General features: G+C 51.4%; 13 protein-coding genes. 11 read left to right on the top strand and 2 right to left on the bottom strand.

Annotated features, from left to right (window positions below; genetic code table 11):
• Positions 1-77 precede the first annotated feature (77 nt).
• Genes pdhA through lpdA form a run of 4 tightly spaced genes read left to right on the top strand, consistent with a single transcriptional unit; the run spans position 78 to position 4,976 of the window.
• Positions 78-1,160, top strand: coding sequence for a pyruvate dehydrogenase (acetyl-transferring) E1 component subunit alpha (gene pdhA, locus O9139_RS05145; protein ID WP_270878383.1), 1,083 nt, complete (start codon positions 78-80; stop codon positions 1,158-1,160).
• Positions 1,161-1,205: 45 nt separating this feature from the next.
• Positions 1,206-2,183: an alpha-ketoacid dehydrogenase subunit beta gene (locus O9139_RS05140; protein WP_270878382.1), complete on the top strand. Its 978-nt coding sequence runs from the start codon at positions 1,206-1,208 to the stop codon at positions 2,181-2,183.
• Between the two features lie 35 nt (positions 2,184-2,218).
• Complete coding sequence (locus tag O9139_RS05135; protein WP_270878381.1) at positions 2,219-3,550, top strand: dihydrolipoamide acetyltransferase family protein; 1,332 nt, start codon at positions 2,219-2,221, stop codon at positions 3,548-3,550.
• A 4-nt stretch (positions 3,551-3,554) separates the two neighbouring features.
• A complete protein-coding gene (gene lpdA, locus O9139_RS05130) occupies positions 3,555-4,976 on the top strand; it encodes a dihydrolipoyl dehydrogenase (RefSeq protein ID WP_270878380.1) in 1,422 nt (473 codons plus the stop codon).
• A 53-nt stretch (positions 4,977-5,029) separates the two neighbouring features.
• Here lpdA and O9139_RS05125 read toward each other — a convergent pair whose 3' ends face one another.
• Entirely contained in the window at positions 5,030-5,701 is a 672-nt protein-coding gene (locus tag O9139_RS05125; protein ID WP_270878379.1) for a YdeI/OmpD-associated family protein, read from the bottom strand.
• Between the two features lie 36 nt (positions 5,702-5,737).
• Entirely contained in the window at positions 5,738-6,832 is a 1,095-nt protein-coding gene (gene serC / locus O9139_RS05120) for a 3-phosphoserine/phosphohydroxythreonine transaminase (RefSeq protein ID WP_270878378.1), read from the bottom strand.
• A gap of 719 nt (positions 6,833-7,551) precedes the next feature.
• Between serC and O9139_RS05115 the strand changes: the two genes are divergently transcribed.
• From O9139_RS05115 to O9139_RS05085, 7 genes are all read left to right on the top strand, one after another.
• Positions 7,552-9,318, top strand: coding sequence for a methyl-accepting chemotaxis protein (locus O9139_RS05115; protein WP_270878377.1), 1,767 nt, complete (start codon positions 7,552-7,554; stop codon positions 9,316-9,318).
• A 791-nt stretch (positions 9,319-10,109) separates the two neighbouring features.
• Positions 10,110-10,559 (top strand): OsmC family protein, encoded by a 450-nt coding sequence (locus tag O9139_RS05110; RefSeq protein WP_270878376.1) that lies wholly within the window; start codon positions 10,110-10,112, stop codon positions 10,557-10,559.
• The gene (locus O9139_RS05105) at positions 10,560-12,377 is read left to right on the top strand and encodes a cache domain-containing sensor histidine kinase (protein WP_270878375.1); all 1,818 of its coding nucleotides are present in this window, start codon (positions 10,560-10,562) and stop codon (positions 12,375-12,377) included.
• Positions 12,374-13,972 (top strand): response regulator transcription factor, encoded by a 1,599-nt coding sequence (locus O9139_RS05100; protein ID WP_270878374.1) that lies wholly within the window; start codon positions 12,374-12,376, stop codon positions 13,970-13,972. Before O9139_RS05105 ends, O9139_RS05100 begins: the two co-directional genes overlap by 4 nt.
• Before the next feature lie 88 nt (positions 13,973-14,060).
• On the top strand, positions 14,061-15,440 hold the full coding sequence (locus O9139_RS05095) for an extracellular solute-binding protein (RefSeq protein WP_270878373.1): 1,380 nt from the start codon (positions 14,061-14,063) through the stop codon (positions 15,438-15,440).
• An 18-nt stretch (positions 15,441-15,458) separates the two neighbouring features.
• A complete protein-coding gene (gene nagZ / locus O9139_RS05090; protein ID WP_333742450.1) occupies positions 15,459-17,081 on the top strand; it encodes a beta-N-acetylhexosaminidase in 1,623 nt (540 codons plus the stop codon).
• On the top strand, positions 17,081-18,061 hold the full coding sequence (locus O9139_RS05085; RefSeq protein ID WP_270878372.1) for an ROK family protein: 981 nt from the start codon (positions 17,081-17,083) through the stop codon (positions 18,059-18,061). The genes nagZ and O9139_RS05085 overlap by 1 nt, the downstream gene beginning before the upstream one ends.
• Positions 18,062-18,158 lie beyond the last annotated feature (97 nt).

Here is an 18,158-nt window from a genome sequence, read left to right as displayed (position 1 = left end):
ACAAAAACAGGTTTATAATAATACTATAACAGAAATTCAGTTAGCAGGCATCAAAATCATATATGAGGTGAAAAGGTATGAGTAAGCCACTCGTCAGCCAAGCGAATTATGAAGTTACCACAGAGAAGGTTGAACCTTTACAGGTTCTGGCTCCAGACGGTACGATCGTCAATCCTGACAAAATGCCTAATTTGAGCGATGATCAATTAAAAGAATTAATGAGAAGAATGGTGTTCACACGCGTATGGGACGAAAGAGCAGTAAACCTCGGCCGTCAAGGACGCCTTGGTTTCTATGCGCCGGTTTCCGGTCAAGAAGCTTCCATGGTCGGTAGTGAATTTGCCTTAAATAAAGATGATTTCATCTGCCCAGGATACCGTGATATGCCACAGCTGGTATGGCATGGTCTTCCTATGTACCAAGCATTCTTGTATTCCCGCGGTCACCAACACGGTGGTCAAATTCCAGAAGATGTACACGTGCTGATGCCGCAAATCATCATCGGTGCGCAAATTCTACACGCAACAGGCGTAGCAATGGCGTTCAAAAAGCGCAATCAGCCGCGCGTTGCTATCACTTATACAGGTGACGGCGGAAGCTCCGAGGGCGATTTCTACGAAGGCATGAACTTCGCGGGCGCATTCAAGCTGCCTGTTATTTACTTTGTACAAAACAACGGCTATGCGATCACAACGCCTTACGCAAAACAAACAGGCGCGCTGTCCGTTGCTCATAAATCCGTAGCTGCCGGTATCAAAGGCGTGCAAGTCGACGGTATGGACGTTCTCGCAGTTGTTCAAGCGGTGAGAGAAGCTGCTGAGAGAGGTCGCAAAGGCGAAGGCGCTACGTTGATCGAAGCGTTGACATACCGCTACCGTCCGCACTCCATGGCCGATGACACAACGAAATACCGTACCAAAGACGAAGAGGCTGAGTGGGAGCCAAAAGATCCGCTTACGCGTATGCGCATCTTCCTGACAAAGAAAGGTCTTTGGAGCGAAGAAGAAGAGGCTCGCGTAAAAGAAGAAGCGAAGGCAACTGTTGCTGAGCAAATCAAAAAAGCCGAAGAAACCGAGAAAATGACGATTCCTGGCTTGATCGACTCCATGTTTGAAACAACTCCGCCGCACTTGGAAGAGCAAAAACAGGCATTTAAATAAGTTCATTTTACGATAACCAGTTTTCTTAGGAGGCACGAAAAAGTCATGGCACAAATGACAATGATTCAAGCGATAAAAGACGCAATGCGCGTCGAACTCGAAAGAGATCCTAACGTAATTTTGTTCGGTGAAGACGTAGGCCACGTCGGCGGCGTATTCCGTGCGACAGAAGGCTTGCAAAAAGAATTCGGCGAAGACCGCGTATTCGATACACCGCTTGCCGAATCCGCCATCGGTGGACTTGCCGTCGGTATGGGCGTGCAAGGCTTCCGTCCGATCGCTGAAATTCAGTTCGTAGGCTTTATCTACGAAGCGCTCGACCAAATCTGCGTTCAAGCAGCTCGTATGCGTTACCGTTCCGGCGGCCGCTACAATGCGCCAATCGTTTTCCGTACGCCTTTTGGCGGCGGCGTTAAAGCAGCTGAGCTGCACACAGATCCATTGGAAGGTTTGCTTGTGCAAACGCCTGGTATCAAAGTTGTCGTTCCATCCAACCCTTACGATGCAAAAGGCTTGCTCATTTCCGCGATTCGCGATAATGACCCGGTTTTCTTCATGGAGCATCTGAACTTATACCGCGCATTCCGCGCAGAAGTGCCTGAAGGCGAGTATACGGTTGAGCTTGGCAAAGCTAATATCGTTCGCGAAGGCTCCGATGTAACCATCATTACTTACGGCGCGATGGTTCATACTTCCGTGAAAGCGGCTGAAGAGCTTGAAAAAGAAGGCATTAAAGCCGAAGTTATCGACTTGCGTACGCTGCTTCCGCTGGATATCGATACCATCGTCGCGTCCGTTAAGAAAACGAACCGTGCGATCATCGTTCAAGAAGCGCAGAAAACTTCCGGTGTAGCTGCCGAAGTTATCGCACAAATTAATGAAAAAGCGATCCTGCACTTGGAAGCGCCAGTGCTTCGTGTAGCTCCGCCAGATACAATTTACCCATTCGCACAAATCGAAGACGCTTGGCTGCCTAGCCCGGCAAGTGTCATCGCAGGCGTCAAGCAAGTACTCGAATTCTAATCCAGTCCAGTCGAAGGTAAGAGGAGGAAGCACACGTGGCATTGTTTGAATACAAGTTCCCAGAGCTTGGTGAAGGCATACATGAAGGCGAGATCGTGAAAATGTTGGTTAAAGCCGGAGATACGGTTACCGACGAAACGATCCTGATGGAAGTTCAGAACGATAAAGCTGTCGTTGAAGTTCCTTGTCCGGTTGAAGGAAAAGTTGTAGATATAAAAGTAAAAGACGGCCAAATTTGCCATGTCGGCGAATTGGTCATGACGATCGAAGTTACAGGTGAAATTCCTGCGGAGTCGATCCATACAGGCGGCGGTACGGCCGTAGCTGCGCCTCCGGCAGCAGCACCGGCGCCAGCTGCAGCACCTGCAGCTGTGGCGGCACCGGCAGCGGCTCCAGCCGCAGCGCCAGCCGTGGCAGCAGCGCCTACGGCAGCTGCTGGCCGCGAAGTGCTTGCGACACCTAGCGTGCGCAAGCTGGCAAGAGAAAAAGGCGTCAACCTCGCAGAGGTGACACCTACAGGCAAACACGGCCGCATCACGCGTGAGGACGTGCTTGGCTTCACAGGAGCTGCTCCTGCGGCAGCTCAAGCGGCAGCACCAGCTGCGAGTGAAGCAGCTGGCGCGGCAGCACCTGCGGCAAGCGCGCAGGTTGTTGCAGTTGGCGATCGCGTAGAAGAGCGCGTTCCTTTCAAAGGCATCCGCAAAGTGATCGCGAACGCGATGGTCAAATCCGTGTACACGGCTCCGCACGTCACGTTGATGGACGAAATCGACGTAACAGCTCTTGTGGCGCTGCGTGAGCGCACGAAGCCTCTCGCCGAGAAGAAAGGCGTGAAGTTGACCTACCTGCCATTCATCGTGAAGGCGCTGGTAGCGGCTTGCCGTCAATTCCCGGCATTGAACGCGATGATCGACGAAGAGAAACAAGAGATCGTCTACAAGAAGTACTACAACATCGGTATCGCAACCGATACAGACAATGGCTTGCTCGTGCCAGTTATTCATGACGCAGACCGCAAAAACGTATGGTCGATTGCTTCTTCCATCAAGGATCTTGCCGTTCGCGGACGCGAAGGCAAATTGGCTCCTGCTGAGATGAAGGGTGGAACGATCTCCATTACGAATATCGGTTCTGTGGGCGGTATGTTCTTTACACCAGTTATCAACTTCCCTGAAGTTGCGATTCTGGGTGCAGGCCGCATTACAGAGAAACCAGTGGTGAAAAACGGGGAAATCGTAGCCGCTTCGGTTATGGCCTTGTCCTTGAGCTTTGACCACCGTATCGTGGACGGAGCGACAGCGCAAAGCTTCCTGAACTACATCAAGCAGCTTCTGGCTGATCCAGAGCTTCTTGTCTTGGAGGTGTAACAGCATGGTAGTAGGAGATGCTTCTCTAGATATTGACGTGCTAGTGATTGGTGCAGGTCCTGGCGGCTACGTAGCCGCCATCCGCGCCGCTCAACTGGGCAAAAGCGTCTTGATTGTCGATAAATCGGAATGGGGCGGCGTGTGCTTGAACCGCGGCTGTATCCCATCCAAAGCTTTGATCTCTGCGGCTCATACGTATGAGCATGCACAGCATGCGGACAGCATGGGGATTTCTGTAGAGAACGTGAAGGTTGACTTCGCGAAAGTGCAAGAATGGAAAAACAGCATCATTAAGAAGCAAACGGGCGGCGTCAGTCAGCTGCTGAAAGGCAACAAAATTCAAATGTTCCAAGGCGAAGCCATGTTCATTAACGAACACGAAGCACGTGTATTCAATGATCAAGAAGCGCCTCGCTACCGCTTCCAGCATTGCATCATCGCGACGGGCTCCCGGCCGATCGAGCTGAAAGCTTTCCCTTACGGCGGAAGAATTCTTTCTTCCACGGAAGCTCTGCAACTGAGTGAAATTCCGAAGAGCATGGTTGTAATCGGCGGCGGCTACATCGGCATCGAGCTGGGTCAAACGTTCGCGAAATTCGGTACGAAAGTAACGGTGCTTGAAGGCTCCGATCACGTTCTGCCAGGTTTTGAGAAAGAAATGACGAAGCTGGTTGCCCGCAACTTAGAGAAAATCGGCGTCGAAGTTCATACGGAAGCGCTGGCTCAATCTCATACCAAAACAGAAAACGACGTAACCGTTACATTCACGGTCAAAGGTGAAGAGAAACAAGTGACAGCTGACTATGTTTTGGTAACTGTAGGCCGTCGTCCTAACACCGACGGTGAGCTTGGCCTTGATCTGATCAACCTGAAAATGACGGATCGCGGCATGATCGAGGTGGACAACCAAGGCCGTACAAGCATTCCGCACATTTTTGCCATTGGTGATATCGTTCCTGGTCTTGCTCTTGCGCATAAAGCTTCTTATGAAGCAAAAGTAGCTGCAGAAGCGATTGCCGGATTGCCTAGCGTCGTGGATTACAAAGGTATTCCAGCCGTTGTCTTCTCCGATCCGGAGATTGCCAGCGTTGGCTTGAACGAAACAGAAGCCAAAGAAAAAGGCTACAACGTAACAATCGGCAAGTTCCCTTACGCGGCTAACGGCCGTGCGAACTCGTTAAACGCTGGTCAAGGCTTCGTGAAACTGGTTGGCGACAAAGAAACTGGCTTGCTGCTTGGCGGCCAAGTTGTCGGTCCAGAAGCGTCCAACCTCATCGGCGAGCTTGCGCTTGCGATCGAGATGGCGGCGAATCTGGAAGATATCGCCCTCACGATTCACGCTCACCCAACGTTAACGGAAATGGTGATGGATGCTGCCGAAGGCGCACTTGGTCATCCGATCCATCAGCTTGGATCAAGCAAATAATAAAAAAGCAAAGTCCCATGAGATCAGCAGAAATGCTGTCCATGGGACTTTTTTTATTCTTTGACCATCGGATTTTTAATCCCGCGCGATAGCTTGTCGATCGTTTTCTCCACCCGGCTACTGCGAGTTTCTTCCCGTTTGGCATCGGTGATCCAGCGGACATATTCTTTGCGGTTCGTATATGACAATGTAGCGAAGAAAGCTTGGGCTTCGGGATGACCCTGGAAGGCGGAGGCGAGATCATCAGGGACAATGACGGTTTTATCGGCGTTTCCGGGCGCTTTGGGTGCTTTGTCGGCAGAGACGGCGAGCCGCTCGCTCCGCGGGGCTTTGACCAGCGCTTTGGGACGGAAGCGCATAGCGGACCAGGTCTCATCGACAGAAACGAGGGAGACGCCCTCGAAGGCCAGATCGGTGACCGTTTGCCAGCCAGAATCGCGGTTGATGTCCGTTTTGATTTTACCGCTGCCTTTCGGATAATTAATCCACAGCATCCCTTCCGGTATTACAGCTTCGATGGCCTGTGGAGCCAAGCTTTGCACCTCGCCAACGTTGTGCACGAACAGTTGCACGAAATCGTAGGCTTGCGCACCTTCTTTATGCTGCGTGACGAGAACACCATCCGGCAGTGGTTCAAGCTTCTCCATATAGCCGGCCGGAGCATTCAAGATAAGCGCCCGCTTGCAGCCGGCAAGACGCAGTTTTTTTACAAGCTCATTACTCAAGTAAGTTCCCTCGCTTTGATGAGATATGCTTTAACCTTACCCATTCTTCCTGGCAAAATCAATCATAAACTCGGCCAAAGCCTGACAAGCTTCAACAGGTACGGCATTGTAGGCTGAGGCCCGCAGCCCGCCGACGCTCCGATGGCCCGCTAAGCCTTCAAAACCGTTGTTGGCCGCGTCCTGGATAAATCGCTTTTCCAAATCTTCGCTTTTCATTCTCCATGTTACATTCATATGGGATCTATATTCGGTATCAATGATGCCTCGATAAAAGTCTTCGCTTGCGTCGATAACGTCGTAGAGCAGCTTGGCTTTGTGTGCGTTTTGCTTTTCCAGTTGATCCACGCTGCCTAGCTGCTGTGTCCATTTCAACACCAGATTCATCATATAAATGGAGTGAACCGGAGGTGTGTTGTAAAGGGAACGATTAGCAGCAAAGGTCGAATAGCGCCAAATTTCCGGGATTGCCTGTGAAGCGTTCTCCAGCCATTCGCTGCGGAGAATGGCAACCGTTACGCCGGCGGGACCGAGATTTTTTTGCGCCCCGGCATAGATCATGGAGAAGCGCTTCATATCCAGCCTGCGGCTTAAAATCTCGCTGGTCGCATCGGCCACAAGCGGCACATCGCCAACCTCCGGCACCTCGAGATAGCGTGAGCCCTCGATCGTATTGTTCAGCGTGATGTGCACATAGGCGGCGTCAGGGGTTAAATCGTCTGCAGCGATAGCCGGAATATGACGCCACCCTTGCGCTTTGGAACTTGCAGCCGCATGGGTGCGTCCCAGGTAGGCGGCCTCTTTGAAGGCTTTTTCCGCAAAGCTGCCTGTCAGGACATAATTGGCTGTTTGATGAGGCTGAACAAAGTTCGCGGGTAATAACGCGAATTGTGCGCTGGCTCCGCCGCCCATGAAAAGCACCTGATAATCGCTCGGCAGCTCGAGCAAATCCAGGAGCAGCTGCTGCGTCTCCTCGGTCAAATCCTCGACGAGCCGGCTGCGGTGAGACATCTCCATCAGCGCGATCCCGCTGCCTTGATAGTCTACGAACTGCGCTTGCGCTTGTTCCAGCACCTCGAGCGGCATGGCTGCAGGGCCGGGGTTGAAATTGAACTTACGCTTCTGTTGTGTCATTGCGAATACCTCCCATATATGTCTGAAAAAAACAAAAAACGCCCTCATCCGATTGGGACGAGGAGCGTTAGCTCGCGGTGCCACCCAATTTGAGCTGCGCTGCTTATTGAACGCAACTCCACTTGGTTCCGCGATAACGGGCGGGTCCGGTTAACTTAGAAAGGCCTGTGCCGATCGGCCCTTCTTGGCGAGAACGCCTCCGAGTTGGATGCTCATCATTGGCATGATCACGTCATTTGGTTGATTAGAAGTATAGGCTTGCTGCGGAAAAAGGTCAAGAGAAATTTGCAGAAGGCAACTGTAGAGGAGCTGGCGGTAAACTGTAATCATCTCAGCTCGATTGACCTCATCGAGTTGTGTTGTCATCTCCATGTAAGAAGGCAGGATTTTTTCCTCAGCTAATCATAAATATATCCACAGATGTTAGATCTCCTGTCATTCCTATAAAGCGGAAATTCAACTATTCCTATCATCGGTAGACCTTTATTAGGTAATTGTTAACTATTCTTATAATTTTTTAACATATAATATGCATTTAGTAGTAGGTGTTTCGGAGATATTTATCTTTACATAAAAGTAACGATTTTGTAAAATAAACCATAGGTAAATTTTTTAACTAGTGTTAGAAAAAGTGCCACCAAATCACTAGAAAAGATGGTTTTCTTTCGGACTGAACGTTCAGACGCAAGATCAACCGATCTGAAGGGGGAACTGTCATCTTGAAATTCAAAATGAATTTGAAGCTTGCTCAACGTGTAAAGAATGTGAACTTCAGCATGACCATGCTTCGCCATTTACAGTTGCGATCGAAGTTGCTTCTGATGAATGCAATGGCTATTTTATTTTTACTCATCGTAGGTTTGGTCGGCTATTTCTATATGGATAAGATGGCAGGCAATTCGACAAGAATGTACGAAGAAAGCTTGCTTTCTGTTAAATGGGGCAATCAGTTAAAAGCCAATTTTAATGACCTCGAATCTAACTTGCTGGAAATGATGCTGACCATTGATGTGAAGTACAAGGGTAAGCTGAAGGCTCAATTGGATGAAGGCATTAAGACAAATAATGACTTGGTCACGAAATTGGGACAAATTCCAATGACGGCTGAAGAAAAAGCGGCTTATGACGCTTTTGAAGAACAGAATGCTAAGTACCGCGAAGTCAGTTCAGCCGCTATTGAGCATGCTACGCAGAATAACCAAGTTGCTTATCAAGTCTATAATACACAGGTATCTCCTCAGGGGAGCCAAACGGTGGAAGCGCTGGGCAAACTGGTCGCGCTGAAAGAAGCTGCTGCAGAGCAATTCCAGCAAACGAACAAGAGCGATTCAACGGTTTCGCACACGGTAATTATCGTTACGATTATCATTGCTATGATTATTTTGACGGTCAATGCTTTGGCCCTCAATATGATTATTACCACGCCGATTCGCGCACTGCAGGAGAAGATGGAGAAAGCGGCAAGTGGGGATTTGTCAGTAAAAGGAAATTATCCTTATCGTGATGAAGTCGGTAAATTGACAGGATCTTTTAATGTAATGACCGAAAGCTTGCGCACGCTCGTCTCACAAATTGCGGATAATGCATTGACGTTATCGGCCAGTTCCGAAGAGCTGCTCGCTAGCTCGGAGCAAAGCTCGATGGCGGCGAAACAGGTCGCTACGTACAGCTTGCAGTTGGCACAAGATTTTGAGAAGCAGTTCAGTGGTGTTAACCAAGCGAACGAGGCAGTGCATCAAATGCTGCAAAGCACCAAGCAGATTGACGTTTCTGCGCAAGAAGTGGCTATTTTGGTCGGACAAGCGACTACAGCTGCGCAAAACGGGAAGCAATCCGTACTGTCGATCTCCGATCAAATGCGCGAGATTGCCGAAGCGTCGGGAGAAGTTGGCACAGTCGTTGAGGAGCTTGGCAAGAACGCCCATGCGATTGGAAAAATTGTCGGCGTTATTAACGAAATCGCTACGCAAACGAATTTGCTGTCGCTCAACGCCGCGATTGAGGCTGCAAGAGCGGGTGAAGCGGGCCGCGGTTTTGCGGTTGTAGCTGGTGAAGTGCGCAAGCTGGCAGAGCAATCGTCTTCTTCCGCGCGTGATATCACGAATCTGGTGGCGACGATCCAAAGACAGATTAATCACGCTGTCGTATCGATGCAAGCCGGCGCAGGCAAGGTAAAGGAAGGTTTAACGATCTCGGAGCAAGTTCAAGAGTCGTTCGTACATATTGAAGAATCCGTCGAGATGGTGAATGCCAAAGTCGAGGATGTGAATCAATCGATTCATCACTTAGCAGCTGCGAACGTGCGGATTGAAGAAGTGATGGGGGTTGTCAGCGCTGTTTCCGAGACGGGAATCAGTGTGAGTCAGGAAACGGCGGCCGCCAGCCAAGAGCAAATGTCCACCACGGAAGAGATTGAGAATTCCGCTAAGTCGTTGGCTGGATTGGCCGAAGAACTGCAGTTGTCGCTGCAGAAGTTCACTGTTTAGTAGCAATTGCCGCTAGGGGTCCCTAGCGGTTTTTTGTTGTAATTGTGTTTGCCAGGTGTGGTAGTTCGAAAAACCCGATTTAGAGAGTTGAGATGGATCGGTTGCTGGTGCTTTAGTCCGTTTTGCCGAAGCGAAGTCGAACTAGATCACCACGGGGGCAAAGCAGGCAGTGGGCAGTTGGCAAGTGGCAACGCGCATTGCCGGCATCAAATAGAAAAGGCCGTCTTTATTTCATCAAATAAAGACAGCCTCGATATGCGATTGATCTCTATGAATTTGCGTTAATCCTGTGCATGCTATCAAAACAACGAAAGCCCTGCCTCTCTTCCATCCTTGCGGCTCCAATGACCGCGCCAGTGAGAATTGCTATACAAACACTTGCTGCCGAAACACGAAACGCTGCCTCGGATTTACCATAAATGAGTTTACTGCAGATTGGGAATACAGATAAAAGGAAAGGGGGTTTCTTTCGTTTCATTATTCAATCGTGGGGTAAATGAGGTTTGGTTTGAAGTGTTTACTATTATCATGTCAATCAATTTTATCAATTATACCCTCAGTAGAATGAAATGTCAACTCTATCACCGCAAGCAACTTAAGAGATACCAGCTGCATGCAGAGATCAGCAGATGAAGGTGAGAAATAGATAACCAAGCAGCGCCAAGATGATAACATTTGTCGAATAATGCATAATTTTGATCCAAACGCTCAATTTTTTAATCGAAATGTGGAATAACTGCGCGTCTTGAATTAAAATAAAGAAGATTAGGCCGAAGAAAAGAGGGCGCAAAATGAGTGAGCATCGGTTTATTTTAACGGCTGAATGGTCAGGCGGTCTTCATGGCACCGGAGAAATCAGGACAAACAGCCTGATGTCCCCGATTTCGGTTCCTGCCGGATTAGGCGGCCCGGGACTTGGAACGAATCCGGAAGATTTGCTGCTGGGCGCGGCGGCGACTTGTTACTTAATCACGTTAGGGGCAATTTTGCACAAACAAGGCATTGAGCAGCTGGAGCTGACCTCCGAGATCACCGTAGACACGGCGCCAGCTATGAAAGTGAAGCGGCTGATCCACCGCCCCCGCATCCGCGCCGCAGCCGGCACCTCGGAAGCGCAGCTGGAGAAGATCAAGAATTCGGCAATTCGAGCGGAGCTCGTCTGTATGATCAGCAAGGCGCTGAGAGGTAACGTGGAGATCAGCGTCGAGCCCGAAATTTGGACGGGGGGCATCCAGCTCTAGATGAACTTGAATAAAAAGGTGTTTATCGGCTTTTTGCTATTCATCATCATTCCTTTATTCGTACTCGGAACGGTCGTATACACGGTGTCTCAACAACTGATCGAGAAAAAATACGGCGATCTCAACGAGGTTTCGCTGCAAGCGATTTCTCGCAATATTTATTATATGTTTAAGGAAGCGAACTACTTTTCGGATTACTGGATGGTAAAGGAAGGGATCCAGGCGATATATCGGACGATGGACGGCGTTCAGCCTGATGATCCTACGCTGAGCTCGTATGATGTCAATACGTTTGACACGCTCTTGCGCAGCTCGATCCTTACGTATTCGCCTGTGCAATCGGTTGTCATTTATAACAATCGCGGACGAACTTTCAGTGCGGGGCGAAGCAGCAGCAGTAGTTTCACCCCATGGAACGCGATGCATGACAGCGCTGTCTTCAAGCAAATACAAAGTCTGAACGGCAGGCCGCTGTGGATCGGACCCGGTGAGTACCAAGAGTTTCAGACCGGGCACAGGGAGTTCTACCAAGCGCGGCTGGTCAAAGATTTTTGGACGATGGACAACCGCGGCTATATGCTGCTGCGCTTCCGCTTCAACGAGCTCGACCAGATTTTTCGTTCGTTCAATACGAATGAAGAAAACTCCAAACGCTATTTTCTTGTCAATAAAAGCGGTTTAATCTTCTATGACAATAAAACGAGTCTGGAAGGCGCGAATGTGCTGCAGCTTTTGCCGGGTAAGCTGGATTTTCAGCATCCGAATCAGAGCTTCCAAGCCGATTTTCTCAATGAAAAAAGCCTCATCTCCCAGTATCCGCTGGACCTTAATGATATGGGGCTGCAGGACTGGAGTGTCGTGTCCATTACATCGTGGAAATATGTCGCTGGGGAAATCGAGACGATCATGAAGTGGGTAGCGGGCATTACGTTTATTTGTCTGTTTTGTGCCCTGGTGTACAATCTCGTTTTCGTCAGAAGGATCATTCAGTTCATTCTGCGCATCGTATCCTCGATGAAAAGAGTGGAACGGGGCGATCTGACGACCCGCATCGAGGTCAGCGGCAAAGATGAGACGCAAGCGCTCGCCAGAGGCTTCAACAGCCTGGTCGTTCGCGTCGAGGATTTGCTCGAAGAGGTGAAGCGGCAGCAGGACCGCAAAAATAAAGCTGAGCTGATGCTGCTGCAGGCACAGATCAAGCCGCACTTTTTGTTTAACACGCTGGAGTCCATCAATGTGCTGGCGATTCAAAATCAAGGCAAGAAAGTGAGCCAAATGGTGTACAGGCTGGGCAATTTGCTCCGAATCGGGATGGAAGGCAAGGAAGAAATTACGCTCAAGCAAGAGTTAGACTATTTGAAAAGCTACCTGGAAATTCAGGAATTCCGTTTTGAGAATCAGTTCACCTACAACATTGAGGCGCCGGCCGAGCTGATGAATTGCTATATCCTTAAGCTGACGCTGCAGCCGCTGGTGGAAAACAGCCTTCAACATGGTTTTGAGCCTATTACGCACCAAGGAACGATCTCGATTCGTGTGGAAGACGAGGAAACGCGTATCGGCATTTATGTAACGGATAACGGCATAGGCATCAGCCATGAGAAGTTGAGTAAGTTTCGGTACAAAATGGAGCTGAAGACACCGATCCATGAAATCATGGATGTCACGGAGGAGCGGCGGGGGCTTGGTGTCAGCAATGTGGCTGACCGCATCCGGATTCAATACGGCAGCAGCTACGGGATGTATATATGCAGTATGGAAGGACACGGCACCACGATGAAAATCGTCATTCCCAAAAACAAGGAGATGAGATCATGAGGTTAAAAGCGATTTTGGCTGATGATGAGCCGAATATTTTGCGCAATTTGCAGCAGGTCATTCCTTGGGACGAGCTTGGGATCGATATTGTAGGCACGGCAAGGAATGGGATCGAGGCGCTGGAGCTGGCGGACCGGCACATTCCTGATCTGGTGATGAGCGATATCCGCATGCCGCAGATGGATGGCATCACGTTTGTCGAGAAGCTTCGCGACCGCAATGAGCACTGTCTCGTGCTTATGGTCACAGGTTATCAGGACTTTGAATATGTGCGCACGCTATTGCGTTATGGTGTGAGTGATTACATGCTCAAGCCGATTAATTATGATGAGCTGGAGAGCACGATCCGTTCACTAGCGGAGCAGATCCGCGTGAAGAAGCAGCAAAAGCAGGATGATGAGCTGAGATGGGACAGAGTGCGCAATTTGGCGCTGGATAAAGTGTTGTATGATGTCGTGATGAATTATACCGAGGTTACACCGAAATCGCTGCTGCCGATCAATGATTTGGATCTTGAAAGCCTGGCTTATGTGTTCGCCATGGTGGATGTGGACGAGTATTCGCAAAAGTCGCTGCTTTGGAGTGAGGAAGAGCGCAAGCTGTGGAATTTTGCGGTGAAAAACGTGCTTCAGGACACGCTCATGGACGCGGAGCTTAAGTTTACAGTGCTGCAGCTGCGTGAGGGCGAGTGGTGTTTGCTGATCACCAGTGAGTTTGCGGATCCGGCACAACTAATTGAGACTATGCAGCAGCTATCCGCGTATTTGCAGGGCAACGTGCTGAGGAACGTCAAGTTCAGCATCAGCATCGGGCTGTATCCGGAAGCGGTGCATATCCGACAATTGCCCGAGGTCTACAAGAAGCTGCAAAGATTGATGCAGCTGAGTTTGGAGAAGCAGCAGTCCATCCTCGTCTACAAGGATGTCAAGGAGGCGGCAGACGCCAACATATCGCTATGGTATCTCGTCGAGGATATCGTCAACGGCTTGAAGCAGTTGAACCGTGAGCAAACCGAAGGAGCCTTGGCCCGCTTGAAAACACTGCTGGAAGGGCTGCCGAACAGCTCGTTTGCGCGCGCTTCGCAGATGCTGCATTTTCTTATTCTCCACCTGCTGCGGGAGCTGCGCGAAATGAACTGTATGGATTTGCGCGAAGAAGAGGAAGTCTGGCACAAGCTCGATAAGTGCGAGAGCATCCAGCATCTGCTTCAAGTGATGACGCAGCTGGTTACGATAGGCTTGAAAGGCGGCAATAAAAAGAAGAACAGCGAGCTATTGATGGATGCGGCTAAGGAATACATCCGTGCTCATTATGCCAGGGACTTCGGCATTGAGGAAATTGCCGGCGCGCTGGGCATTAGCAGGTCCTACTTCAGCTTGTTGTTCAAACAGCATTTTGGCGAAACGTTCGTTGAATATGTGACCAAGCACCGGATGGAGCTGGCCCAATCGATGCTGCTTCATAGCGATAAGAGCATTTCCGATATCGGCAAGGCGGTAGGCTACACGGAGCGGCGCTATTTCACCAAAGTATTCCAAGAGTTTACTGGGGAAATTCCATCGGAATACCGGGATAAACGACGCGAGGCGAGGTAGAGAATTTTCCCCCTGTTTTAGAAATATGCTGGTCTTTAGGCGCGGTCGCTTCATTCTTATAATGATTTTATGGTCAAAGGAGACATCCATGGCACAAAAACGGTTACGGATATCCACGGCAGTCGCGGTCGCAGTCGCAGGCACAGTTGCTTTCACGTCTTTGTTAACGGCGTGCAGTCATCCACAGCCGTCAGCTGACGGCCTTCAGGTGTCGCCGGCATCGCCAACAGCGAAAGCGAATGATAAAATTCAACCGGTATCGCTGACAATCCGGCATACGCAGGTGAAAGATACGCAGAAAAAGCGTCTGGCTATGCTGCAGGATGTCGTCAAAGCGACGGAGGCGAACGTTCCGGGCTTGACGATTACACTCGATGGCGTCGAGGATAAGGTCAACCGTTTCGAGAAGCTGCGCGCGGAAATGGCTGCGGGGAATCCTCCGGAAATTTTTGACCTGTTCGGCGGTACGGATACACGGGATTACGTGAAGGCGGATCGGCTGCTTGATTTGACTCCTGTCCTGAAAGAGCTTGGCTTGAGCGATAAATTTTATAGTTTCGACGAGTTTACGGTTAACGGTAAAATTTACGGAATTCCCATGGCCGGATATGTGGAGGGCTTATATTTTAATAAAAAGATTTTGGCGAATAATGGCCTGAAGCCGCCGCAGACGTGGGATGAACTGCTGGCAGAAGCCGAGGTTCTGAAGTCGAGGAACATCACGCCGATTATGCTGGCTGCCAAAGATGCTTGGGTTATCAATATGATGATGAATACGATGTGGGTGCGGACAGCGGGGCCTAACGTCGTGGAAGGATTTTTGTCCGGTATTAAGCGTTGGACGGATCCGGATGTCGTCGATGCCTTTTCCAAATACACGACGCTTGTGAAGAAGGGCTACCTCCAGGAAGGCAGCCTTGCGTTGTCGTATGCGGAGCAGCAGAACAAGTTCAGCAGCGGCGAAGCGGCGTTCATGTTCGACGGCAGCTGGGCCAATACGCCGCTGCTTGACCCTGAGAAGTCTTCTATCGTGAACGACGTGGGGTTTATGAATTTTCCTGCGATCAACGGCCCGGGAGACGGATTTATCAACGGTGGCTGGTCGAATGCCTACGGCTTCTCTAACCGAGTGAGCGAAGCGCAGTTAGCGGCGATCAAGGAATTCATTAAGCAAATGTATAATGAACCGATGCAGAAGCGGCAGCTTATGGAAGAAGGCATGCCGCCGGCTATGAAGCTTAAGGATACGAGCGATGTCAATCCGTTGATCATGGAAATTTTGCAGGTGTTCGCCAATGCGCAAGGGACGTTCACAGCCTATGATTCCCGCATTCAGACGAAGGTGAGAGAGAAGCTGGAGCGGGGAATGCAGGAATTGATCGCAGGCCGGACTGATCCGGCGAAGCTGATGGAGGAGCTGCAGCAGCAGCAGGAGGCCTCGAATAAGGAAGAGATGCATGTGAATTAAAAAGGGAGAGTGAATGGAGTGACGATTAACAATCAAACTCTGACATTGCGTCAAAAAGTTGGGCAGATGTTCGTATGCGGTTTTGAAACGATAAAGCCTAACGCTAATATTACGAAGCTCATCACCGATTACGGGCTGGGCGGCGTCATCTATTTCCGCAGAAATGTCCAAGATGCGCATCAGATGGCCCAATTGTCCGCGGAGCTGCAGCTGCTAAGCCGGCAAAACGGCGGACTGCCGCTATTCATCGCCGTCGATCAAGAAGGCGGAATGGTGTCCCGTATTGAGAAGGGGGCGACCTTGCTGCCGGGCAATATGGCTTTAGGCGCGACCTTTGCGCCAGCTGGCGTGTATGCGGGCGCGAAAGTGATGGGCAAAGAGCTGCGGCAAATGGGGATTAATATGAATTTTGCGCCATGCCTAGACATCAATAACAACCGGCTTAACCCGGTGATCGGGGTCCGTTCGTATGGGGAAACGGCGGAGCTGGTCGGGGAGATGGGCACGCACGCGGTGAACGGGCTGCAGGAGACAGGCGTCATCGCGACGGTTAAGCATTTTCCGGGTCATGGCGACACGGCGGAAGACTCGCATCACGATTTGCCGGTCGTGCCGCACAGCATGGAACGGCTGATGGAGCTCGAGCTAGCCCCGTTCATTCAAGCGATTGAAGGCGGCGTCGATGCGATCATGACTGCGCATGTGGTGTTCAAAGCGCTCGAAGCGGACGGAGTGCCCTCGACGCTGTCCTATCGGATTTTGACCGAGCTGCTGCGCAAGCAGCTGGGGTTCGAGGGAATGATCGTGACGGATTGCTTGGAAATGAAAGCTATTTCCGAGGGGATTGGCGTTGCGGAAGGCGCTGTTCGGGCGATTGAGGCCGGGGCGGACTTGATTCTGGTCAGCCATACGCTGAAGCACCAGGTTGCGGCAATCGAAGCTGTGCTGGCTGCCGTCGCGAGCGGAAGGATTCCGGAATCCCGGATCGATGCGTCCGTAATGCGCATTATGAACTATAAGGTTAAGCGCAATATTCAATTCGATAAGCTGGATCCGGTACCTGTCGGTGATATTTCCACGCCGGAGCATCAGGAGCTGGCGAAAGAGCTGAGCCGACAAAGCATCACCTTAGTGAAAGACGAATCCGGCAAGGCGTATGATCCTGCAGAGCCGACGCTGGTCGTCTGGACGGAAGTCCAGACGGGCACCGAAATTGACGAGGTCGTGGACCGGGTAGGCACGCTGGGCAGCCAGTTGTCTGAGCTTTCCGGCCGGCGTGTGGAGGAATTGTACATGGGGCTGAATCCGTCCGAGGCAGACAAGAAGCGGGTGCTGGCCGCCTGTGAAGGCAAGAAGCAAATTGTGATGGTCACCTATAATGCCTCTTTTTCGAAAGGACAGAAGGAGCTTGTGCAAACACTGGCGGCTCTGCCAGGTGTGCATTTCATAGTGGCGTCAGGCCGCAACCCTTATGATTTGCTGGAATTCCCGGAAGTCAAGACTTATTATGCTTGTTATGAAAACAGGCCTTTAGCGATGTATTCGCTGGCTCAAGTGCTATTGGGCGAAGAGCAAGCCGTCGGCCGATTGCCGATCACAATATCAGAACAATTTTCGCTTGGATGGAGGCAGGACTTATAATGGATAATTTTTATGTAGGTATTGATCTTGGCGGTACAAAAATGCTGGCAGCGATCGTGACAGGCGATGGCGCGATCATCGCCAAAGAGGAAATTCCGACCCTGGCTGAGCAGGGTCAAGAGGCTGTGCTCGATCGGCTCGGCAGCCTGATCGAGCGCTTGCTGGCGGCCGTGCCCGGCGGCCGCTCAGGGCTCCACGGCATTGGCGTCGCCACCGCGGGCACGCTCGATACGGCGAACGGCGTCGTGACGCTCGCCGCGAACCTGGGCTGGCGCGACGTGGCCGTCAGCGCCGTGCTGGCGGACCGCTTCGGCTGCGCGGTCCGGCTGGAGAACGACGCCACCGCAGCGGCGGTCGGCGAATGGCTGGCCGGCGCCGGTCAAGGCGCGCCGGACTGCATCTTCGTGACGATCTCCACGGGGATCGGCGGCGGCATTATCTCCGGCGGACGTTTGGTCGCCGGGGTGAACCACAACGCAGGGGAGCTGGGCCACATTACCATTGATGGTAATGGGCCGCTCTGTCCCTGCGGCAATGTGGGGTGCCTGGAGCTGTATGCATCAGGCACTGCCATTGGCCGCCGCGGCGCGGAGCACGTGCGCCGCGCGGCTGAAGGCGCCGTCCCGCAGGACGGCGCGCTCGTGCGGCTCGCGGGAGGCGACCCGAACCGCGTAGATGCGCGGTTGGTCGCGGCTGCGGCCGCGGAAGGGGATGCCGGCGCCAGCGGCATCCTGCGTGAAGCCGGACGAGCCCTCGGCATCGGGCTCGTCAGCATTCTCCACCTGCTGAATCCGCAGGTGGTCGTTCTCGGCGGCGGCGCTTCGCATATCGGCGAGCCGCTCCTCGGACCGATGCGCGAGATCATCGAGCAGCGCTGCTTGCCGGCGATTCGCGGGCCGGTCCAGTTCGTCGCTTCGGCGCTGGGCTCATCGGCCGGCGCGGTCGGTGCAGCATTAATGATGTCCAGATCCACCAATTAACTGGAAAAAAATGTGACTGGTCATATGACCGCTGTCACTAGACTTATCAACACCTCTTCTGTACTTTAGATAGGGGGCGAAACTTTTTACATAGTTC

It is taken from the genome of Paenibacillus aestuarii, from assembly GCF_027789125.1.
GTDB classification, from domain to species: domain Bacteria; phylum Bacillota; class Bacilli; order Paenibacillales; family NBRC-103111; genus Paenibacillus_E; species Paenibacillus_E aestuarii.
The sequence above is the reverse complement of the archived record's forward strand: the minus strand, read 5'-3'. Positions and strand labels throughout refer to the sequence as shown.